The organism is Paractinoplanes polyasparticus, from assembly GCF_019710575.1.
In the GTDB taxonomy this organism is placed as follows: Bacteria; Actinomycetota; Actinomycetes; order Mycobacteriales; family Micromonosporaceae; genus Actinoplanes; species Actinoplanes polyasparticus.
The window spans coordinates 18,611-40,297 of the sequence record NZ_JAHWFK010000069.1 but is presented as its reverse complement, the minus strand read 5'-3'; the positions used below and the strand labels follow the sequence as shown (position 1 = coordinate 40,297).

Genomic DNA, 21,687 nt, shown 5'->3' with positions numbered 1-21,687 from the left:
TGGTGGCCGTCTCCACCACGTGATCACCGTCGACAAGCTTCCTGGGCCACGCCCTCGTCCCCTCTCCGGCAACGTCTCGGAGTTGACCGAGGACCGGCAGTCGCACCGTGTTCTGGAACGCTGGGCGGACGAGTACGGCTTGACCTACCGGTTCCGCGTCGGCCGCCAGACCATCGTCGTCACCGCCGATCCGGCCCACGTCGAAGCGGCCCTGCGTCGCCGGCCGGACGACTTCCGGCGTGGCTCCCGGATGTCCGGCCTGATCGAAGAGATCATCTCGGACGGAGTCTTCACTGCCGAGGGCGACCGCTGGCGCCGTCTGCGCAAGGCCGCTACCCAGTCGCTGAATGCCGCCTACCTGCGGCAGTACTTCACCACGATCACCCGGGTCACCGAGCGGCTCCATCGGCAGTGGGAGACGGCGGCCGCCTCCGGCGCACGCATTGACGTCCTGAATCAGATGGTGCGCTACACGCTGGACGTAACCGCGGGCCTGGCGACCGGCCACGACCTCAACTCACTCGAAAACACCGGCGACGGCCTGCACCGGCGGGCACCGGTGATCTTCCCGGCGATCGGCCGGCGAATGAGCGCACCCTTCGCCTACTGGCGTTACCTCAGACTGCCGCGGGACCGGCGGCTGGACGCGACTGTCAGCGAGATCGAGGCCGTGATCAGGGAGCGCTTCGCGGCGGCGAGGGCGCGGGCGGGGAGCGAACCGCCGTCCACGTTCCTGGAGGCCTTGATGCGGCCGCTCGACGACGAACCGGAGATCACCGACGACGAGGTCTGCGGCAACGTGCTGCAGATGCTGTTGGCCGGCGAGGACACCACCTCGTCGACGGCGGCGTGGGCACTCTACTTCCTGGCCGAGCACCCCGCGATCCATGCGAAGGTCCGCGCCGAGGCCGACCGGGTCTTCGGTGACCGAAGGTTGCCCGGTGACCCGGCCACGGTCGGCCGTCTCGAATACGCCACCGCGGTGATCAACGAGGTCCTGCGGGTCCAGCCGGTCGTCCCCGCTCTCGTGGTCGAGCCCACCCAGGACCTCACCCTCACCGGTAGCGACGGCCGCTCCCTGGCCGTACCGGCGGGCCAGCCGATCTACCTCCTCACCAACTACGGGGCCCGCCGTGACACCACCCGTTTCCCCGACCCCGACCGGTTCCGCCCCGAACGCTGGCTCGAGGGTTCTCTCCCGCCGGAGGCGTTGCCGTTCGTGCCGTTCGGCAGCGGCCCGCGTTTCTGTCCCGGCCGGAACCTCGCTCTGATCGAGGCGGCCATGGTCACCTCGGTGCTCGCCCGATCTTTCGACTTCAACCTGGACCGCACGGCCGGCGAGGTTCGCGAGCGGTTCGCCTTCGCTGTCGTTCCGACCAATGTGCACCTGCGTGCGGTCGCGCGGGAACAGTCACCGCACGAGGACGAGTCTCCCGCGATGACCTCACGGCCTTGACAGTGAACGCCGGAGAACTGCTGACGGTCCGGGCGCGCACTGGATTTCCCTCGCTGAACGGGCGGCCGCTTCAGAGCCGGACGGGGATCAGCTCGCGCAGGCGCTTCATCGCGAGCTGGGCGAACTCGCGACTCCTTTGAGCAGCCTCCTGCATCGCGGGTTCGTCAGCGCGCTCGGACGCTCCGCGGAGGAAGTTGAGGCGCGAGTTGGCGAGCCAGTACTTCAGGTCCGGCTCGGCCGACCAGGCGGCCGCTGCTGCCACGCTGACGGCCATGGACCGAAGCCAGTCCAGCGCGTTGTCGGGGTACGGGTTCACCGGGCAAAGGGCATTCTTGGCCGGATCGTCGCGCCGGGTAGCCTCCACATAGGCGACCAGGGCTGCGTTGAAGACCGGCTGACAGGTCCGTACTTGCTGCAGCGTGATCCGGCCGGGCTCGAAGATCGGCCTCGGGCGAGGCCGCCGCAGGCCCGAAGCGCTGCAATCCACATACAGGTGACTCGGGTCGTGCGGGATCGACCCTCCATCCAGCGTCACCCGGTCCGACCCGATGTGCTGAACCCGCCCGAGACGGACCACGTCCTCGATGCGCCGCAGCTCGGTCAGTTCCTGCCGGGACACGGTGGCGCAGTGATACATCGTCGGCGTGACGTCCGGGTCCAGGCGAAGCAGACGCCCGTCCTGCTCCAGCCGCCGGAACAGGTCGTCGACCGAGGTCGCGCCGGCCAAGGCCCGGAAGTCACGCGACGCTCCGTCCACGATCGACGAGACCAGATCCAGCGGCTGGAGGCTCGCGCGGTCGACCAGCCAAGCATCGCGCGGACGGATCCAGCGCAGGCGGCCGGGGTCGACACCGTTACGGAGCAGCCAGATGCAGGCGTCCATGGCGGTCTTGCCGGCCCCGATGATCGTGTATCCAGCGCTGTGCTCCCGCTGGTTGGCCAGCTCGTTGATCGGCACCACGTGCACGCCGGGGTCGGCCGTGAAGGTCGGAGTGTGGGTGGCGGGCACATCGGACTGCAGATAGTTCGCTTCCACCACCTTGCGGTTGACCGTGATGTCGCTGGTTGCGCCGGTGAGACGGGAGACGACCCGGTTGACTCCCGTGTCGTTCGTGCGGTAATCGTGCATTCCCAGGAACCGCACTCGCCCGGATGGGATCAGCCGTTCGTCGAGCACCCGGGTGTAGTAGTCGCAGATCGCCGCGCCGGTGGCCAACTCATAAAGGCCGGCGTTGGGCCCGTCCCGATCGATGGTGTCGTTTCCCAACGGCATCGAGTTGACGCCGTAATAGGCCGACGGGGCGTGCAGGCGAACGAACGGGTAGGCGTCGTTCCAGTGGCCGCCGGGGCGATGACGACGGTCGACAATGACGACGTCCGCGTCGCTGTGGGTCACCAGAGCGTCGGCAAAGGCCATGCCTGAGGCGCCGGCTCCGATCACGAGGTAGTCAGTCTCTACTCGCACGCGAGTTTCCTCTCTCCGGTCCTCAATCTCCGTCCCCACGGCTGCTGATGAACCGGTCGGAAGAGCCGTGGTGGTCTATCGGTTGACTGAGCTCACCTACGGTCCTCTTCGCAGCGACAAGGGCACCGGTCGGCGCCCTAGACCACGACGGATGAAACTACGATTTGGTGCACCGCGGTCAGGCAGCTGCGGGTTGGTCCTTCACATATCTCCAGAACGCACTCAGTGCGAGCGCTCCTTGCTTCGGGTCCTCAAGCATCCACCAGTGACCCCGGCCTTCGAGCATCTCAACCACCGCGCCCGCTCGCTGCGCTCCCCGGACTCGAGCCGCCACCGTGCCGACGAACGAATCCTCGGTCGGAATGACAGCCAGACCTGGCCGAGCGGCCGCTTTGGGCAAGTCACGGCTGAGCTCCGCCAGCATCCGTTGGCCAGCCGACCGATAGAGGGCCAGAATTGCGCGCCCCATCTCCTCGCCCTGCTCCATCGCCATTGCACCGGCTGCGGGCTCGGACACGCCGGAACGAACCATCCGCTGGGCACGGTCGGCCGGACTGCCGCCGAACACCCGCTCGATCTGTCGTTCTCCGTCGCCCGGCCTCTGCCAAGCCTGGGCGAGGTCGTGCCAGACATAATCCGGTTCGAAAAGCCCGATCACGTCGATGGCCCAGCTGCGCAGCAGGTCCGGTCGTTGCACGGCGGCCCCGAGGACGTGCCCTCCACCCCAGTCATGACCCACCAGATCGACCGGTGACCCGATCCGTGACAGCTCTCCGACGAGCCAGTCGCGATATTCTCCGGCCGTACAACCGAAATCGACCGGCAGCGGCGCCCCGAAGCCCGGCGGCGACAGGCGAACGACGTCGCCATGACCGAGCGCGGTGAGTTCGTCGACCAGAGGATCCCAGACAGCGGATGTCTCCGGGACACCGTGAACAAGCACAATGGTCACGACTGATGTCTCCTTCGGCTCAGTGTGCCCCGGCACTGGCCGATGCAACGTCTTCTACGACGGCTCGGCTTGGGGATTGGTTCACGGGCCGACGCCACCTCGGCCACACCCATCTGACATACCGGGTTCACCCACCTTGGCGGCGGCCGCGAAGTAACGACGGGCCAGATTCTGTATCCCGGCCGCGAGCGCATCGCGCAGGACGAGCCCCGCCAACGCGGCCACCGTCATGCCTGGCCTGATGGAGGATTGAAGCTGTACTGCCCGCCGCCGAACACGAGCATGCCCTCGGGAACCCGGCCGGGAGCGTGGGCATCCCGGGAGACAGCAGCGAGCGCCTCAGTACTGTTCGTGGCCTTCAGACCAGCTTCGCGATCGTCTCGGCGATGAATGCCGGTGTGTGGCGGAGCGCCGCGCGACCGACTTCGAACTCGGTGGTCACGTAACCCGGCAACGGAGCGGCCTGTGCTCCCGGCCAGACCCACAGCTTCTCCGTCTCGGCCAGGTGCCTGTCCCGCTGGGCAGGAACACCGCCGCTGGTTTGCCCAACAGGTCGGCGATCTCCCGCTCCAGCTCGGCCACCTCGCCGCCCTCTCCGTGCAGATCGGGCTCGGCATCGTCTCCGATCGTTCCCATGACGCTTGTCAAATGGTCGATCCCGTCCAGAAGGAAAGTGTCGGTGCACGCCTTTTGGCGCGCACTGATCTCATTCATGGGCGATCCATGTTGATGGACTGCACTCCGCATCATCGGGTGAAGCCGGAGACAAGGGACGCCCTTCAGACGGGAGAAGCTGCCCCGGTTCACGTATGCCCGGGGCAACTTCGGCGGGTGCGAGCAACGGTCCCGGCGCTGTTCTTCCATGCCCTGACACGGTGCCGAACAGCCCGCGGACAACTGCGGCTATGTCGTGAAGCGGCCCACCGCGGTTCGCAGGCGCTCGGCCAGCGTGTTCACGTTGTCGGTGACCTGGGTTGCCTCGGTCACGGCGTCCCGGGAGGAAGCTGTGCTGCGGGCCACGCTCGAGATGCCCTGAGCGATGCTGGTGGCGCCCTCGGCGGCCTGGCTCACTCCCCGGTTCATCTCGGCGGTGGTGGCACTCTGCTCCTCCACGGCGGAGGCGATCGTGGTTTGGTAGTCGCTGATCTGCTGGATGATCTGGCTGATGCCGTCGATGGCGGCCACGGCGTCGCCCGTGTCGGCCTGGATGGCGTTGATGCGCTGCGAGATCTCCTCGGTGGCGCGGGCCGTCTCCTGGGCCAGATCCTTGACCTCGGAGGCCACCACGGCGAAGCCCTTGCCGAGCTCACCGGCCCGCGCGGCCTCGATGGTGGCGTTCAGGGCCAGCAGGTTGGTCTGCGCGGCGATCGCCTGGATAGTGCCGATGACGCTGCCGATCTCGGCCGACGACTCCCCCAGGCGGTTGATGGTGACGCTGGTGTCGCGGGCGGCCGTGACCGCGGAGGTGGCCACCCCGGCCGCGTCGGCGGCGTTGCGGGAGATCTCGGAGATGGAGGCGCCCATCTGCTCGGCGCCGGCGGCGACCGTCTGCACGTTGCCGCTGACCCCGCCGGCCGTACCGGCGACCAGGTCGGCCTGCTCATAAGCGTTCTGCACGGCACCGTCGATCCGGCTGCTGACCCGGCACAGGGTGTCGGCAGCGGCCGCCAGCTCGCGGGCGTCGTCGTTGATGCCCGTCACGGTCCGGCGCAGGGCCTCGGCGGCGGTGTCCATGGCGCGCGTCATGTCGCCGACCTCGTCACCGGCGGCGTCTCCCACGCGTACGGAAAGGTCACCGGCGGCGAGACCACGGAGGGCGACCACCCCGGCCGAGAGGGGCTTGACGACGCTCCGGGTCACCAGCAGCACCAGCAGCACGGCCGCCAACACCGCCAGCACGAAGCCGACCACGATCGTGGTGCGGGCCGACGCCGCGCTCGTCTGCGCCTCGTCCACGGTCGCCTCGGCGCGCACGGTAACCGACTGCATGAGCTTGTCGGTGAGCTGGGTGATCTGACCGAAGATGTCGTACCCGGGACCCAGGATCAGATTGCTGGCGGCCGCCATGTCCTTGCGTGAGAAGGCGGCCGCGGCCCGGTCATCCACCTCGAAGTAACCGGTCCAGGCGGCGCGCAGCTGGTCGAAGGTCTGCCTCTCGCCGGGGGTCATGACATCGGTGCGGGTCACATCGAGCAGGGCCTCGAACTTGCCCTTGGAGGCGAGGAAGCCCTCACGGTTGCCCGACGTGGGCTGTACGGCCTGTACGGGCCCCAGCCGGTAGGCATCCCAGGCGTAGGCGACCTGCCAGCCCGAAATGTCCCCGACGTAGAACCTCTGCTCGGCCACCTGGCTCACCATGGACTGCAGCACGCGCAGCTTTTCGGCGGACCCGGACTGCCGGCCGAGCGCGACCACACCGATTAGCACGACCACGCCGAGCAAAGTCATCACCAGGGCGAAACTGACCGTCAGCCTACTTCGCAGCCGCAGCCGCCGCACGAACGCCACGAAAGCCTGTTCGGCACATACCGTCATCGCCTGAGCAGGTTCTCCGCTCGGGCTCAAAACCCCCGCCGCGGATCCAGAACTAGCTTGAGTTTCACCCCGTGCGGCGAGGCCGCGGGGTGGTCGAGGTCTTCTCTCAGGATCATCAGACAGCCCTTGATTCGGTTTTCTTCCCTAGACAAGAAGATGATCAATCAAGGGCTGTCCTAATGATCAACCGGGGTCGATACCACCCAGCCACACGTTGAAACTCAAGCTAACTTGAGTTTTAACCTATGCGGCGTGGTCGTGGAGCGGCTGAGGGCTTGTGTCTGGTGGTGCTGTTAGGGCGATCGCTTCTGGTAGCGATGTGGACGTCGTGGCGGGTGGCTGGCCGGTTGTTGCGTCGCCCGGGTGGTCGTCCGGGGCCTGGTCGGGAGGGTTTCGGTGCGCTGGCGGGAGTGCCTGTCTGGGCGTGCAGGTGCCGAAACCCTCGCCGGATGCGGGCCGGGGTGAGCCGGTGTGGCAGGGCGGGCCGTTCCCAGGGCCGGCGTAGGTCAGCGACCAGTGTCCGGGCCAGCCGGAGCTGGGTGTAGGCGGCCAGCAGGAGCCAGGTCCAGCGGTCGGCGGCGGCCGGGTCGCGAAGTTTCGGGCTGGTCCAGCCGAGGGTTTGCTTGAGCATGCGGAAGGTGTGCTCGATGTCGAAACGGCGTAGGAACGCCTGCCAGAGCAGGTCAACGGTGACTGGGTCGGCGTCGGGGATCGAGGACCACAGCCACACCGGTTTCGCGGTCGCGCCCGAGGGCAGCCGTTCAACGCGTAGCAGGATGACGGTGCCCTCGATGACCGGCAGGGTGCCGGTATGGCCGATCCAGGCGGTGCGGTGTGTCAACCGCGGATGTAAGCGTTGCCAGGCCAGGACGGTCGCAGCACCGTAAAGCCGGGTGTCGGTGGTGATGCTGGTGTCGGGAGTGCCCCAGCTGGCGGAGTCGCTGAAGAGGAACTCGCCGCCGTGTCGTTTCGGCCGGCCCATCGTTCCCGGCTCGCGAAAGGGGGCGGCGCGGCGCAGAACCCGGTCCGAACGCATCCGGACCACGACTTCGACCGGCAGGTCCTGCAGCAGCAGAGCCAGTCTCGGACCGTCGTAGCCGGCATCCGCGACGATCCAGATGTCGGCTTGGCCGGGCTGCCAGTGCCCGGCGTCGATCAGGCGCTGCACGACATCGCGTAATTGATCGGCGGTCACTGTCGCGGCGTCGTCGCCTGGTTGCAGCCGGCGGGCGTCCAGCGGCGCGGTCCAGGAGTGACGACCCGTTTCCAGCGCGACCACCACCGAGTACGGCCAGCCAGGAACTCCGATATGAGCGTCCTTGGCCCGGCCGTAGGTGTGACACAACACCCGACTTGAGCTGGTGTGAGCCTCCGGACGTAGCCAGCACGTCACGTCCACCGCCAGCACGATCCGGCCGTCCGCGGCCCGCGGCACCGGGACCACGGCCAGCGCGCTGCGCAGCCGGTCGATGTCGATACGGCCACGGTTCAGGCCCGCATACACCGACCCGTGACCGCGCCGATGCGCGCCGGACAACGACAGCTCGGCCAGCGAACGCACCGGCGTGTCCCCGCACAACACGGCGTCTACCAGCTCGAACAACGCATCGCTACGCGCGGTCAGGCAACGGTGCAACTCGGCCCGGAACCCGGCCAGACGCCCGAAAGCACCAGCCGGATCGACGTCAGGCACACTGATCATCAGACAGCCCTTGATTCGGTTTTCTTCCCTAGACAAGAAGAATGATCAATCAAGGGCTGTCCTCATGATCAACCGGGGTCGATGCCACCCGGCCGCACGTTAAAACTCAAGCTAAGGCGTGTTTCACAAGCCGGTCAGAGCCACTCGCTGATGACGGTGATGGTCAAGACGGCTTGGAAGCGGACGGCTAACTTGTCGTAGGTCCTCGACCACGGCTCAGCCGAGGTAAAAGCGCCCGTCGGCGGCGCGCGCGCCCAGCTCCTGCGCGGACATCGGGAGGTTCGGTAGCTTACCCCTGGACTGGGCGGCGAACACGATCGTGCCGTCGTAGTACCGGGAAGCGGCCCACTGGTCCATGGCGCGCGGCACGGTCTTCGAGGTGACCACCGCCGTCTCGAAATCGCCGGCGTAGACCCGCCGGCAGGTGTCATCCGGGCTCCCGAAAGCACGGGCGACTGTGCACAGATCGCCGTCCAGCCCGTTGCCGGGCGTGCGCACCTCGACCAGGAAGCTTCCCGTCTTCCCGTTCTTGTCGGTGATCATGGTGTGCGCGGTGTAGCGCCACGAGGTGCCGACGGGATCACCCTCGGCTGTCGCCCGGTGGCCCCGGGTCGGGGTGCCGTCGGGCAGACCGTTCCCGGCGGCGGTGAAGCCCGCCGGGACGTCCTCCAGGACCAGATCGAGCAGCTTAACGCCCTGCTCGTAATGTGGGCCAGCGTGGGCGACGGGGTCCAGCATGCCGGCCGTGCCGATATTTGGCGGGCCCTGGTTCAGGGCGTACGCCGTGGGCGCCGCCACGGCGATGGCGGCGATCGCGGCAGCGGACGCGATGGCCGTCCGCCGGCGTACGGCCCTCTTTCCGGATCTGATGATGTCGGCCGATGTCATCGGCGGCGGCTGATCGATGGTCATCGTGGTGCGCAGGGCATTTCGCAGATCGTCTTCGTGCATGGCGTCGTCCTCAGCTCACGGGGGTGGAAAGCAGGGTGCGCAGGGTGTCCAGGCCGCGGGCGGCCTGGGATTTCACCGTGCCGGTGGAACAGTCGAGTGCCGTCGCGGTGTCTTCGACCGACTGGTCCTCCCAGTAGCGCAGGATCAGCACGGCCCGCTGCCGGGGTGGAATCCTGGCAAGCGCGTGCACCAGCGTGAGCCGGTCGTCGGCGAGGTCGCAGGCGGCCTCCCGCTCGGGCATGACCTCGTGCGGACGTTCCCGTCGCCACCACGGGCGTCGGCCGTCGTCGATGAACGCATGTATCAGCGTCCGGCGTACGTACGGGTCGAGATTGTCGTGCCGGGCCACCGCGTTCCAGTGCACGTACAGCTTGGTGAACGCGATCTGCACCAGGTCCTCGGCTCGGTGCCAGTCGCCGCATAACAGGAACGCCGTGGACCGCATGATCCCGGATCTGGCCGCGAAGTACTCGGCAAACGCCGCGTCGCGTTCGCTCATCTCGAACCCCTCATCTTTCGGTCCGGTTAATCACGTGCGGAACCCCGATCAGGTTGCACGCGAGGCGGCAGGAGATCCAAGTCATTCGCGGTCGGGCTCACCGGCGTGCCGTCCGGGAGCAGGGCCGCCGACCCACCACCGGCATGCCTGGTTCTGGAGATCGTCAAAGCAGCCGCCCCGATCACCGCGGGCCTCCAACTGACAACAGCCGCTCGATGATCGAGTCGATCTCTGACCGCGCCGGCGCGTATCTCTGCTGCCTCGACGCAGCCGAGCAATGAACTGGCGAAGCGTGCTGACGTCCTGAGGGCAGGACAGTCTGAAGCGGCCGACGCTGACCGATCGTGATACTGCACGACGCATGGCACTAGGAGCTGAGAGCCAACAGCCCCCTGTTGGTCGCTCGCCGTGGTCTGTGGTGAACCGCGACCCTCATGCCATGCTCGGTCACCCCACGGAGGACGACCTCACCCCGGCCATGCAGAGGGCGGGTCGGGACGACCAAGCCGTCAGGCGCCATGAGCGGTCACCCGGACGGTCAATTACCTGGCTGACGATTTCGTAGCCAACGGATCCCGGCGCTTTCGACGAGGGATAACCCCAAAAACAGAGGAAAGTCGATCGATCTTTGGGTCTTCGTCCTGCGCACTGTCACATTGTCCGACGAGCAAACGAATAACGGCAAAGGAAGTCGATGAAGCTGATCGATACGCGCAACGGCGCCGGCTAGGTCTACGACACCTACGGGCGGCTGGAGTCAGTTACGAACGCTACCGGCCATCAGTGGCACTACTCGTCTGATGAAGCTGGTCGGATCATCTCCGAGACGGACTTTGACGGGCGTACGAAACAGTAAGTGTACGACACCTCAGGCCGCTTGATCGTCAGCATCGACGCTGCCGGTGAGGCCGCAAACCATGTTTACGACGCGCTCGGGCGGGTGGTGGAGCGACAGACAGCCGATGCGGTAACGCGGCTCGAGCGCCAACTCGACCAGGACGTCGTGCTCGTGCGGGTCGGGCAGGCCCGCGGCAAGCTCGAGTGCCGTCCCGGGCCAGCCCGCCGAGGCGAGCCACAGCGCATGGACCGCCTCCGGCGGCAGGCCCGGTAGAACCACCGCCAGCTCGGCCGGGGTCAGCGGCATCAGCCGCAGATGCACGGCGACGCCGGGCAGGTGCTTGGTGACGGTGACTAGTACCGCAGTGGGTCCTGCCGGCGACCGGCGCCGCAACTCTGCCAGCGCGTCCGGATCGAACCGATCGAGATCGTCCAGTACGAGCAGCCCGGAATCGCCGCTCTCGCCGTAAGCGTCCCAGGCCCGGGTGACGGTAAGGCCGCGGGCTCGCGCCTCGGTCGCCGCCACGTCGGCGATCGCGGTCTTACCCGACCCTGGCGGCCCGCTCACGATCAGCTGACCGCCGAGGCCCGCCGCCGCGCGATCGAGCAAGCGACGTACCGCGGCGAGTTCCTGCGCTCGGCCGACCAAGGACACGGCTAGATCCTCCCACCCTGCCCGCATTGCCGAGCGCCGGCCGGCACCGGGCTCTTCTTGCACTGCGGGCCCGACAATCAGGCACATGTCGATGAAGCCATCGGCTTCCATTCTGAGCGCGGTACACGGACGCCGAGCCGACGCGCTGACCCGTGCCTTTCAAGACGCTGGCTTCGAGCTTGCCCTGTTCAAAGGCGTCACGACTTTGCCGGGGCCCTGGGACCACTCCTGTCAGAGATGCTGACCAGCCGACCCCGCGGTTCCTGCGGGGTCGGCTGGTCGCCCTCGTTTCTGCTGCTCCGCGCTTCAGCCTCGTCAATCAACCGCGCCCGCCAACTCCAGCGGGAACGTCTTGGTCAACGCTCTGATCGACATCCGATCAGCCAGTCCCGCGTCGCTATGATTATCCGATTCGCCCCGGTCAAGTGGAAACATCGACCGCAGCATAATAGGGAAGCGGCGCTGAGCTGAATCCCCAAGCCTAGCGTATGGATTGACGACCATAGCTATACTGGCATGTTCGTTTCACCGGAAAACGTGAGACTCGCGGAGATTGTGGCGAGGGCCTTCGCGGACGGCAGGATCATCGAAGTAATGCGTGATGAGCTGACGGCTCCCGTCGCGACTACCGAGAGAATACCATTACAGCCTCACACACAGTTTAGAGAGCTTCGGGCCCTGCGACCGGCGGGACAGGCCGACCAAGATGAGCACGGCCCATCAGTCGGACAAGTAACGATCTCCGAAATAGTAGACCTTCGTCGTGTTTCCCGCCAGGTCGCGCCGAGCGAGCCGAATCTCCCCACCCGCAACTCGTTGAACGTTGGACTGCTTCGCGATCCAACCCTCAGCGGGCTCCAGAGTGGACTCGGCCGTCGTGAGACCGTGAATCAGATAGTGCGCCGGGATCACCGCCTTCGGTCGATATTTGGCAATGATCTTATTGACCTTTTCGTAGGTCAAGATGTGCTCCGAATCGTCGATCGGCAGGATGAGAACATCCAATCCGTGCAGAGCGCGGTCGATGGCGGGCGACGGTACCGCACGATTGTCACCCCAGGTCGCGATACGCAGTCCCCCGGTCTGCACGATCTGGATGGTGTTGTCGAACGCCGGATCATTATCCGGCGGGCACAACTCGATGCCGAGCTGCGGCCCGATAACGTCCCAGTCGACCTTGCCCTCGGCGTGGCACTGATGCTTATCGGCCAACCCAGTCAGTGCCACATCGGCCAGCCGATAGGAACCGACCGGGCGTTCCATCACCATGAGCGAGTTGGGCCGACTGACAGCATTGTGGTCAAAGTGCGAATGGGTGGTTACCGTCAGGTCCACATTGATGCGCGGAAACTGCTTGGTGAACCACGTACCGAACGCACCGCTGGAATCGTTCTGCCAAGGGTCGAGCAGAACACTGCCACCTGCGGGTGAGGTAATCTTGAAAGAGTCGTGACCGTAAAAGCCGATCGTGACGGTCCCCGGTCGCGCCGGGTCACCTCCCCGACTCTGCAGTCTGATCACATCGTTGTTGTTCCACACCGGCGTGGAGGCGGTGGCGGTCGGAGCCGCGAGCGGCGCGGCGGTCTCGGCGTTCGCGGAGGCCGCCGTTGCCACGGCCCCCAGCAACACCACCGAAGCGGCGCCAGCCAGCCATCGATTTCTGCCCATCTTCTCTCCCTTGGTTCCTTGGATGTTCCGGCGGTTTCAGGTTGCTAGCACTTGTAATCCGTACATGCTTACGCGTGGCAACCCGTACTCGAATGCGGCCCAGCGACCCGTCGCCTGGACGAACGCCGGAGTGTCGAACGCGCTGAAGTTCCTGTCTTGCACGATGACCTCGGCGTCGCCCAGTGCCCCGCGCAGCACGGGGTTCTCCAACTCGAATGGGTCCGCGTCCTTCCTGCCGCGACCAGCGACGGCAGGCCGAACAGTTTCGCGGTCCGGGCCGGCCCTACGGCGGCACTGACATGCGCGTCCACATCATGGGTCCGGAACGAGTTCGTGAGGCCGACCACATGATCGATCATCACGACCGCGATTTCGACGGCCTTCGGGATCGGCACGGCGGACTCCTTCCCCAGGTACGTGCCCGGACAGATGCGAACGACCAAGAAATACCCAGCTGCGAGACCCAGGAATTGATCATCTGTGCAGTTCAATTGAGAGACAGTGCACAACGCCGTCGTTAGGCCTCTCGTCCGACATGGTTATTCGGCACGGAGGTTGGCGATATCGCCCGTGAGGCGCGAGTTCTGGTCGCATGGGTGTATGCGCGCGGAGGAGGCAGCAGTGGTCTCCTCCGCGCGCTGATCGTGGCGGCAATCGTCGACGAGAGCAACGCGAAGGTGCTCAAGCAACTCACTAGGACCAGTGGCCCGGTCGAGCTGGTCGTCTTCCCCGTTCACGCCACTCGCGAAAGCTTTGAGCAGTGGGTCGACCTGATGCGACAGCTCGCTGCGGCGGTCGTGCAGGACGCACGCAAGCGTTCGAGACAGCCAAGCGGTCGCCCGTGCCAGTCTGCAGCAGACCCGAACGCTCGTACTGGCTGGGAGAGACGGCCGGTGAACCCAGCGCCGTGGCCGGACCGGAAGTCAACGACCCTCTGAAGATGGTGGCGCATGTCCGCCTCGGCACCGCGATAGCGTTCCCGCCCAAGCCACACCTTGATCACATCGGAATGCCGCCGGATGTCGTGGCCCTTCGGGTCGAAGGGCTGGCCCCGGCCGCGATCCGGCTCGTCTGGCGGAAGCAGGAGTCCTCCCGCGCCACCGCCCGTTTCGTGCACTACGCGACGACGGCTCACGCCGCCGCCGCGTAGCAAGCTGCGCCCCTCAGCACGGGGTGGCGGGTCGACCCGCTCAGCGCAGAGCGACGGCCAGAGTCCGGGCGGTCAGACTGGCCGCGGCCGCACGCAGGGCCGGGGTGAGCTGGTCCACCAAGTGGTCGGCGTTGGATCCCCCCAGCGCCGACGATCAGACCGGAACGGGCTTCCAAACCCGGATCGGTCGCAAGCAGAGACAATCGGCTCCACGGGATCGTGGCGATCGACGACGACGTGACAGCCACGACCCGGCTGACGGCGGGCAGGGATCCGAGCAGGTTCTCGGTGAGGACGAGCGGCGACAGATGGTTCAGAGCGAACACGCCGTCGATGCCGTCGGCCGTCGTCCACGGTCGCACCCACATCCCGCCGACGTTGGCGACGAGCCGGTCGACCGCCCCTTCGGCAGCCAGCAGGGCTGCCAAGGCGCGGACCTCGCTCAGCACGGACAGATCGACGCGCAGGAAACGGCCTCCGACCTCCTCGGCCGCAGAGGCACCGCGACCCTCGTCGCGACCGACCAGCGTCACCGCGTATCCGGCCAGCCGGCGGCCCGCCGCAAGTCCACCCGATGGTCACGGGGTCTCGACCGGCATGGCCCCTTCCACGAGCTTGAGGCGGGTCCAGATGTTCATGTTGATGACCACTGCGGCGAGTTCCAGAATTTCGTCCTGACTGAAGTGCACGGCAAGACGCTCATGAACCTCTTGGAAGCTCCGGTGCCGGGTGGATTGGGCGACCAGGGTAAGTGCTTCGGCGTACGCCAGAGCTGCCTTTTCGGCTTCGGTGAAGAGCTGGGTCTCCCACCATGCGGTGAGAACATTGATCTTGGGCAACGCGATGCCGGCTCGATGCGCCGCAGCCTGGTGGACCGTCAGGCAGTACGGGCAATGGTTGAGCTGTGCGACACGCAGCCGTACCAGCTGCGCCACGCCGCCATCGAGCCCCAGGGATGCCTGGTGACCGAACGCCGCTGCGCCGGCTTCGGCCAGCGCCATCAATCGCTCGTTGGCCGAGGCATCGAGCCGCGCCTTCACAAATTCGGTACTCATCAGCCGGCCTCCAGGTCGGTCGTAATGGTCAGCACGACTACACGGCGATCGAGACGGCGGTCCGCCCGCCGGGAATGCAGCTGGACCGCCGACGCACCACCAATGCAGTCAGTCTTCTGAGGGCCGCGGGAATTGCGGCACCAGGTCTGGTGGGAACTTGCGCAGTCGCCGGACGAAGATGGCAACCATCAGAGCCCCCGCTGAGAGCGCCACGACGACGCCGATAGCGATTTGCAGCCAGGTGGTCAGACCGAGCGCCTGGCCGACGATGACTGCGAGCACACCGCTGAAGACCGCGTTCACGATGCCTACGACGTTTGGTGAGCCGGCGAAAAGGTGGGTGGCTCCGACGCGCCGGCGGAAGCTGTAGGTCTGCAGCAAGCTCGCTTCGTCGTCGTAGAAGCCGATGACCAGATAGCGCTCGATGCCGGGCACGAGCTCGACGTAGGCGTGCCGCAGGCGGTTCATCCCGATCACGAGCCAGGCATCTTCGATGTCCGCCTCGATCAGCCTTATGTATGTCGCGGTGCCGAGAAGCAGGACCAGCGGCAGCACCAGGAGCGCGATGACGCGGAAGTTCAGCCCGAAGCCGGTTGCCTGCACCACCAGCGAGAGCGCTACGACCGTAGCCGACAGGATGGCGAGAAAGGTTGCCGTCCGGCTGAAGATTTCCTGCCAGACGGCACCTCTGGTAGCGAACAGACTCCAGTGCTCTTGGCCCAGGATCTGGGCCCGGAGCACATCATCGCCGGACCGCTCGCCGGGTGTCGGCATCCTCGGCGACGGCGGAACGGCAGCGCTTTTCATCGTGATCCCAGAGTCGAAGAGTTGTCCGCCCGGCTGAGCGGGAAGGAGCGATACAGGTGGATGGTCGACAGGGAGAAGCCCCGATTCAATCCACCTTGAGCTGCGAGTGTTCGCGGCTGGTGTTGTCGCTCTCGGCTGGGGCTGTCCGCAGGATCGTGAAGGCAAGGACCGGGAACAGGGCAACTGAGAGTACGCCCGCACTGACGAGGCCCGTAGCGGTGGCCGGTTCGATCAGATCCAGTTCAAGGCCGACCTGGGTCGCGGCCACAATGAAAGGCAGGGAGGTTGCCTGGAGAAGGCCGGCGGCGGCCGTCTGACGCGTCCCCAGTTCGCGTCGGTACAGGACAGCCGGGATTCCACGTACGAGAAGGATGAGTACCAGGAAGACCGGAACTCGTAGCAGCGCCTCTCCGTCGGAGAGGAGGCCGCTGATGTCCAGCTGAAGGCCGGTCGTCACATAGAAGATCGGGATCAGCAGCCCGAAACCGACCGCCTCTAGCTTCGGCCGGAAATGCGGGTGCTGACCACCCTCCCGATCGAGCACGCTGATGACGACACCGGCGACGAAGGCACCAAGAATCGTCTCGAGCCCGAACCCGGATGCGAGGGCAGTGAGACCAACCAGAAGCACTACGGCCAGTCGCACACGGATCTGCGCGGTTGTCTCCTGGAGAGACACGATCACCCGCTGCAGATAAGTCCAGCGGGCGCTGAGACCGAGCGCGGCTGTCAGGACCACCACCACCAGCGCGAAGGTAATGAGAAGACCACTGCGCGTGCCTGGGCCGCCTTCGGCACCGAAGAGGACCGAGAGAAGGAGGATCGCTCCGACGTCGGCGACAGTCGCGCCGACGATGACCGCTTGCCCGAACGGGCCGGAGGTGGTGCCCGAGTCCTTGATGACCGGCACCACCAGGCCGAGCGCGGTGGTAGACAAGATGATCGCGAGGAGAGCGGGGTCGTCCACCCACCCGAGCGCTGCGACCGCAAGTGCCAGCGGGGCCGCCAGGAGCAAGGAGAACAGGTAGCCGATTCCGGCTGCTCGGCCGAGCGATCCCTTCAGACGCTGCGGCTCGATCTCGAGCCCAGCCAGGAAGAGCAGGAAGGTCAGCCCGAGCCAGCTCAGGACGACGACGGGGGTGTCTGCCTCAACCCAACCCAGCACCGCGGGGCCGATCACGATGCCCGCCCCGATCTCCACCACCACTGAGGGAATCCGCAGCCTGGGCAGCAGGCCGAGCGCCAACGGGACGAGAGCTCCGACCGCGCATACGAGAAGCAGGTTCTGGTAGGACAGTTCGGTCATTCTATGCCTCGCCCGGCGTGGGTGACGACGTCGAAGTAGGGGAAGTCGTTCGAGATTCGGTCCGGGTCCGGGTGGAAGCCGTTGGCGAGCGGGGAGTTCGTCGTCAGCGACAGCATGACGTCCATGACGTTGTCTCGCAGTGCTCGGCCGTTGAACGCCGCAAGAGTGAACGCCGCCGGTGTCCCGATCTCGTAGGGCAGGTTGAGTGCCCCGAACCTGGTGAGGACCTGCTCGCCGTAGGCCGCGGGATCACCGGTGGTGCCGGCCAGGGTCGTGATGTTCTGGATCGCGGCGCCGATCTGGGTGGTGATCGGGCTGTCGTCTGCCTCCGAAGAGGTCCTGTTGTAGGCCTCACGCTGTTCTTCAGTGGTCAGGTACAGGTGGGTCAGCAGGGGCAGACCCCATCGCGACACCTGCTGTTCCGGGGCATGACCGTGCAGAGAGATGGTGGCCCAGGCGTGCACCTGACCGGACCCGATCATGCTGTGGGGCACCTCGAGCACGATGACGGCAACCTGCCGGGGACCGAAGAAATCCTCCCGGCTGTCGAACGCCTCAGGCAGGTAACGGCCCTGCGCGATCGCGGCCAGGAACGCCTCGTTGCCGCCCGCATTACCGGCGAAAGCATCGCGGGCCTGCCCGGTGAAGGCCCGTACCTCACCATTGCCGGCGAGATGCGAGGTGTGCCCGCTGACGACCTCGTCGCCGTCGACCCCGCTGCGTGAGGCGCTTGCCTCTGCCCGGACAACGGTGAACGCCTGCTCGTGATCACCGTTGTCGGCGTGGGTGGCCGCACTGAACCGGACCTTGAACGACACGTCTTCGACCCCGTCACCATCGGTGTCGAACCGGAAGGTGTAGACACCTTCGTCGCGGAACAACCCGTCCTTGCCCAGGTCGGCCTCGGGGTTGACCGCCATGGCCATGGTAGTGAACCCCGGCCGCCCGCTGAACAGGTAGAAGTCACACAGGTTCAGACGCGGGTCTTCCATCGAGGTCGGAGTATCGAAGTGATGCGACATCAGAATGCCTCTCGGTTGGGTCATTAAAGGACGCTCATGGCTGACACGGCGGTCAGCGTGCTACGCGTAACGGCGTTCAAGGTGTTCTGTCTCCCCGACGCCCCTTGACGGAGGCAGGAGCTGTACGCCCGTCCTTAGCCCTTGAGCCGGACGGGAAGTCGCTGCGGGCCGCGCATCATTCCGGCCAAGATCCACGGCACGTCACTCAGCGGGATCGCCGGTTGCAGGTGCGGGAAGCGGCGCAGGAGACTGCCGATGGCGATGCTCGCCTCGAGCCGGGCCAAGGGCGCCCCGACACAGCGGTGGATGCCGTGCCCGAAGGCCAGGTGCCGGGCGTTGACACGGTTCACATCAAGCTTCGCCGGATCGGCGTCATCGTCCTGCGGCGCGTCCCGGCTGGCCTCACCCAGATAGGCGATGATCAGGTCACCGCGGCGGATCTGCACCCCGCCGAGTTCGAGGTCCTCCTGCGCGAACCGGAGGGTGGACTGCTCGACCGACGAGTCAAGACGCAGGAACTCATCAACCGCCCTGGCAAGCAGATCGGGCCGCGAGCGCAGCAGATCCGCCTGCTCGGGCTGCCGGAGCAGCGCCATCATGGCGTTGCCGAGCAGGTTGACGGTGGTGTCGTGACCGGCGACGACCAGCAGCGCGGCCATCGCGATCAGTTCGGCCAGCGAGAGCTGCCCGTCCTCCTGGTTGTGCTGGGCGATGAGGTCGGACAGCAGGTCGTCCGCCGGCTCGGCCCGCTTGCGTTCGACCAGGCCGGCCAGGTAGCGGTTGAAGAGCAGGCCGTTCTCGCGCTGCTCGGGCGAAGGGATGCCGACCAGCGCCTGCGACCAGGCGCGGAACTGGGCGCGATCCTCGACCGGCACACCGAGAAGTTCGCAGATCACGGTCATCGGCAGGGGCGCACAGTACGCCTCGACCAGGTCCACCTCGTCCTGCCGGGCCATCGTGTCCAGCAGCTCATCGGCGATCATCTGGATCCGGTCGGCGAGCAGATCGATGCGGCGGGCGCTGAACGTCGGAGCCACCAGCCGACGCAGCCGCGTGTGGTTCGGCGGGTCCGAGTACAGCATGGAGGCGCCGAATCCGGCACCAACCTTGTGCAAGGTGAAGCCGGCCGCGTCCAGCACCGCCAGCGCCGGCTCGGGGTTCGTCAGCAAGTGCGGATGGGTGAGCGCAGTCCGCGCTTCGTCGTACGAGAGCACGGCCCAGGCCTCGAGACCACTTCCCAGCCGTACGCGTCGGACCGGACCACCAGCCCGCAGCTCGGCCAACCCAACGGGAGACCTCGCCTTGAACTCTGGCGTGATGGTGGCCACCGGCCGCCGTAACACGGCCTCGGCCTCTGTGTAGTCGGCCATGGTCAGGTCCTTCCTCGCTCGATCGGGTTCGCGCTGCCACCCACGTGGACGGGCCGCAGCTCGCGCGAGTTCATCGGCGCATGACGTACGAACAGTTTCGCCCCAATCGTCTGGAAAGCGTCACCCTCAGATGGCAAGATTCGCCACCGCTGGGCAGCACGAAATCGGCTGACCTCGGCCGGGCGAGACCCGCCCGATCTGCTTTCCGGGGCGGTTGAACTGCCCTCGGACGGTCCGTCCGGTTGCGGTCCACGACGCTCGAGAAGTGAGTTGTCGACGGCGGCTGGAGATTGACCCTCTGGCGGCGGATTGGGAGTGCCCCCTCCGTGATTCTGGAGGGGCGATCAAGTTGGAGGAGTGGGCTGAAATCCGGCGGTTGCACCTGGCTGGGTGTGCCGATCAAGGAACTCGCTCGGCGGTTGGGGTTGTCGGCCGGCTATTACGCGGGAAGCATCCGAGGCTGATCGGCCACGGTTACGAGATGAACTCAGCAGGTCTCCCCGACGTTGTCATCGGACGAAGGACGACCAACGAGAAGGGGTACCTGTGACTGACGGAGTCTTCATCGCACGTGTTGCCCCTACAGGGCGGGACGCTGCTTACGACTTCCACACGTCAAGCCTGGGTGACTTCGTGCTGCCGATGGCGCGCAACCAGTTCTTCGAACTTGTCGACGCGGGGCAACTCCTCTCGCTGCACCGTGACGCGGAACTCGTTGGTCTTTGTTATTTCGCGCCCGATGGCAAAGGTCTCGACGAGATTGCCCGCTGGGAGTTGGGCGGGCTCCACCTCGCCCCTATCGCTCGGGGTTTCGGTTTGGCCACCGTGCTCCTCAAAGTTGCCGTAGCCGAGGCGCTTTGCGCCGAACCTCGACCGGTCATGGGCTACGTGCACCAAGAGAATGAGGCGGTGAGGAGCGTGCTCCTCCGGCTCGGATTCGCGCCGACTGGTCGAACCCTGCGACTGGGCCCGGACGAGGCTCGCGGTTTCCTGCGCCGGGACGCCGCCGGTTTGACTACCGCCGATGTCCTCACCATCCCACCAGCCGCCCTGTACCTCCTCGCAGACTGGGTAGAGACCGTCGATGACAAGACTTTCGACAGCCGCGTCGAGGTCGCCCTCTCCGACGATTTGTGGCGTGATGGTCGCGCCGATGTCGCCGCAGCGGTCCGGCTGGCCGCAGACGCTCAGCCGATCGGCTAGGCCGGTTCTCCACCGTCGCACAGCGAGCCGTTGGGCGTGGCTGCTCGATACATGGCATGGAATTTCGCCGGACGAATCCCTACTTTGGTCTGCTGAACTCGCACGTTCTGGACCTCGCGCCTTGTCGCGACCCGTGCCCATTCAACTTCCAGCAGCAGCGACCTACTGACTGCCAGCACAATCGAGTGCACTATCGTCGGCAGATCCGTGCATCTGGCACTCCGACTGGCTTCGTGATCGATTGCACTCAGCGTGAACGGACTCCTCAGGAACCGAAGCTGCCACCCACCTGCCGCGCCGCGTCGGCGAGACGTCCAGCCGACTCGCCGCGTCGCGGGCGCTGCTGTTCTCCGTCGCTGACGCGAGCGAGGAGACCATGTCCGTCGTCGACTGCCTGCGGGCCAAGGTCGCTTGCGTCGAGGCGGGGCTGGGTGCGGCGGCCGGTGTCCACGAGTTGACCGGCGCTCGAAGCACCGCCAACTCCTACGGTCTCGACCGCTTCTGGCGGGATGCCCGTACCTTCGCTTCCCACGATCCGACCGACGTCAAGAACGTCTTCATCGGCGAGTACGAGGTGACGGGCAAGCTCTCGGAAGCGGCTTCCTCGATCCGCGTCTGAGCGCACGATCACAGACGCCCAACGTGCCGGGCCGGCGGGCGAAGGGGGCTGCTCGTGCGTCGTTCAGCCCTCTCCGGCACCGGCAGTCTCTGCCTTCAGCCGAGCCAAGTTCGCCAACGCACCGGATCGGCGCGCCCGGCGCAGGTCGCGCTTCTGCAGCAGGCCGCTGGCCAGGAGGGTCACGGTGCGGTTCGACGGTGTCGACAGCCCCGATTGTGTGTGCGGCGTAGAGGACGGATCCGTCCTCGCCGACCTCGAGCCAACCGGTGTGGACACGATTCGCCAGCCCGAGGAGGCCGGGTTCGAAAGCGTGGGCTGTGAAGCCGGCGCGCCGGCCTCCTAGTGGCAGCATGCCTTCAGGGGCCTGGAGCCGGATGCCGTCCGCGTCGATCGACCGCACCGTGACCGGGAGCACCACGGGGAAGCCGCCACTGC

At 66.4% G+C, this 21,687-nt stretch carries 19 protein-coding genes; 4 read left to right on the top strand and 15 right to left on the bottom strand.

Annotation, left to right across the window (positions count from 1 at the left end):
- Positions 1–19: 19 nt before the first annotated feature.
- Complete coding sequence (locus KXC43_RS47460) at positions 20–1,456, top strand: cytochrome P450 (RefSeq protein WP_221382893.1); 1,437 nt, start codon at positions 20–22, stop codon at positions 1,454–1,456.
- A gap of 70 nt (positions 1,457–1,526) precedes the next feature.
- Here the strand turns inward: KXC43_RS47460 and KXC43_RS47455 are convergent, their stop codons facing one another.
- From KXC43_RS47455 to KXC43_RS47410, 9 genes are all read right to left on the bottom strand, one after another.
- Positions 1,527–2,921 carry an NAD(P)-binding protein gene (locus KXC43_RS47455; protein WP_221382892.1) on the bottom strand — a complete coding sequence of 465 codons (1,395 nt, stop codon included), beginning with the start codon at positions 2,919–2,921 and terminating at the stop codon, positions 1,527–1,529.
- A gap of 178 nt (positions 2,922–3,099) precedes the next feature.
- On the bottom strand, positions 3,100–3,873 hold the full coding sequence (locus tag KXC43_RS47450; protein ID WP_221382891.1) for an alpha/beta fold hydrolase: 774 nt from the start codon (positions 3,871–3,873) through the stop codon (positions 3,100–3,102).
- A gap of 438 nt (positions 3,874–4,311) precedes the next feature.
- A complete protein-coding gene (locus tag KXC43_RS47445; RefSeq protein ID WP_221382890.1) occupies positions 4,312–4,587 on the bottom strand; it encodes a threonine aldolase family protein in 276 nt (91 codons plus the stop codon).
- A 189-nt stretch (positions 4,588–4,776) separates the two neighbouring features.
- Complete coding sequence (locus KXC43_RS47440) at positions 4,777–6,408, bottom strand: methyl-accepting chemotaxis protein (RefSeq protein WP_255646058.1); 1,632 nt, start codon at positions 6,406–6,408, stop codon at positions 4,777–4,779.
- 238 nt (positions 6,409–6,646) lie between these two features.
- Positions 6,647–8,110, bottom strand: a complete 1,464-nt coding sequence (locus KXC43_RS47435) for an NF041680 family putative transposase (protein WP_221382889.1) — start codon at positions 8,108–8,110, stop codon at positions 6,647–6,649.
- Between the two features lie 216 nt (positions 8,111–8,326).
- Positions 8,327–9,061: a hypothetical protein gene (locus KXC43_RS47430; protein WP_221382888.1), complete on the bottom strand. Its 735-nt coding sequence runs from the start codon at positions 9,059–9,061 to the stop codon at positions 8,327–8,329.
- A 10-nt stretch (positions 9,062–9,071) separates the two neighbouring features.
- A complete protein-coding gene (locus KXC43_RS47425; protein WP_221382887.1) occupies positions 9,072–9,560 on the bottom strand; it encodes a SigE family RNA polymerase sigma factor in 489 nt (162 codons plus the stop codon).
- 868 nt (positions 9,561–10,428) lie between these two features.
- On the bottom strand, positions 10,429–11,163 hold the full coding sequence (locus tag KXC43_RS53655; RefSeq protein ID WP_221382886.1) for an ATP-binding protein: 735 nt from the start codon (positions 11,161–11,163) through the stop codon (positions 10,429–10,431).
- Positions 11,164–11,772: 609 nt separating this feature from the next.
- Entirely contained in the window at positions 11,773–12,720 is a 948-nt protein-coding gene (locus tag KXC43_RS47410; protein ID WP_221382885.1) for an MBL fold metallo-hydrolase, read from the bottom strand.
- 940 nt (positions 12,721–13,660) lie between these two features.
- Between KXC43_RS47410 and KXC43_RS47405 the strand changes: the two genes are divergently transcribed.
- Positions 13,661–13,870: a hypothetical protein gene (locus KXC43_RS47405; protein WP_221382884.1), complete on the top strand. Its 210-nt coding sequence runs from the start codon at positions 13,661–13,663 to the stop codon at positions 13,868–13,870.
- Here KXC43_RS47405 and KXC43_RS47400 read toward each other — a convergent pair.
- From KXC43_RS47400 to KXC43_RS47375, 6 genes are all read right to left on the bottom strand, one after another.
- Positions 13,852–14,403: a Rossmann-fold NAD(P)-binding domain-containing protein gene (locus tag KXC43_RS47400; RefSeq protein WP_221382883.1), complete on the bottom strand. Its 552-nt coding sequence runs from the start codon at positions 14,401–14,403 to the stop codon at positions 13,852–13,854. The genes KXC43_RS47405 and KXC43_RS47400 overlap by 19 nt on opposite strands.
- 45 nt (positions 14,404–14,448) lie before the next feature.
- Complete coding sequence (locus tag KXC43_RS47395; protein WP_221382882.1) at positions 14,449–14,925, bottom strand: carboxymuconolactone decarboxylase family protein; 477 nt, start codon at positions 14,923–14,925, stop codon at positions 14,449–14,451.
- A 108-nt stretch (positions 14,926–15,033) separates the two neighbouring features.
- Positions 15,034–15,732, bottom strand: coding sequence for a hypothetical protein (locus KXC43_RS47390; RefSeq protein ID WP_221382881.1), 699 nt, complete (start codon positions 15,730–15,732; stop codon positions 15,034–15,036).
- A gap of 85 nt (positions 15,733–15,817) precedes the next feature.
- Positions 15,818–17,038 carry a cation:proton antiporter gene (locus KXC43_RS47385; protein ID WP_221382880.1) on the bottom strand — a complete coding sequence of 407 codons (1,221 nt, stop codon included), beginning with the start codon at positions 17,036–17,038 and terminating at the stop codon, positions 15,818–15,820.
- A complete protein-coding gene (locus tag KXC43_RS47380) occupies positions 17,035–18,060 on the bottom strand; it encodes a DUF4331 family protein (RefSeq protein WP_255646065.1) in 1,026 nt (341 codons plus the stop codon). The genes KXC43_RS47385 and KXC43_RS47380 overlap by 4 nt, the downstream gene beginning before the upstream one ends.
- A 134-nt stretch (positions 18,061–18,194) precedes the next feature.
- Entirely contained in the window at positions 18,195–19,430 is a 1,236-nt protein-coding gene (locus KXC43_RS47375; protein ID WP_221382878.1) for a cytochrome P450 family protein, read from the bottom strand.
- A gap of 546 nt (positions 19,431–19,976) precedes the next feature.
- On the opposite strand from KXC43_RS47375, the gene KXC43_RS47370 reads away from it, so the two are divergent.
- The gene (locus KXC43_RS47370; protein ID WP_221382877.1) at positions 19,977–20,633 is read left to right on the top strand and encodes a GNAT family N-acetyltransferase; all 657 of its coding nucleotides are present in this window, start codon (positions 19,977–19,979) and stop codon (positions 20,631–20,633) included.
- A gap of 289 nt (positions 20,634–20,922) precedes the next feature.
- Positions 20,923–21,252: an acyl-CoA dehydrogenase family protein gene (locus tag KXC43_RS47365; RefSeq protein WP_221382898.1), complete on the top strand. Its 330-nt coding sequence runs from the start codon at positions 20,923–20,925 to the stop codon at positions 21,250–21,252.
- Positions 21,253–21,687: the final 435 nt, after the last annotated feature.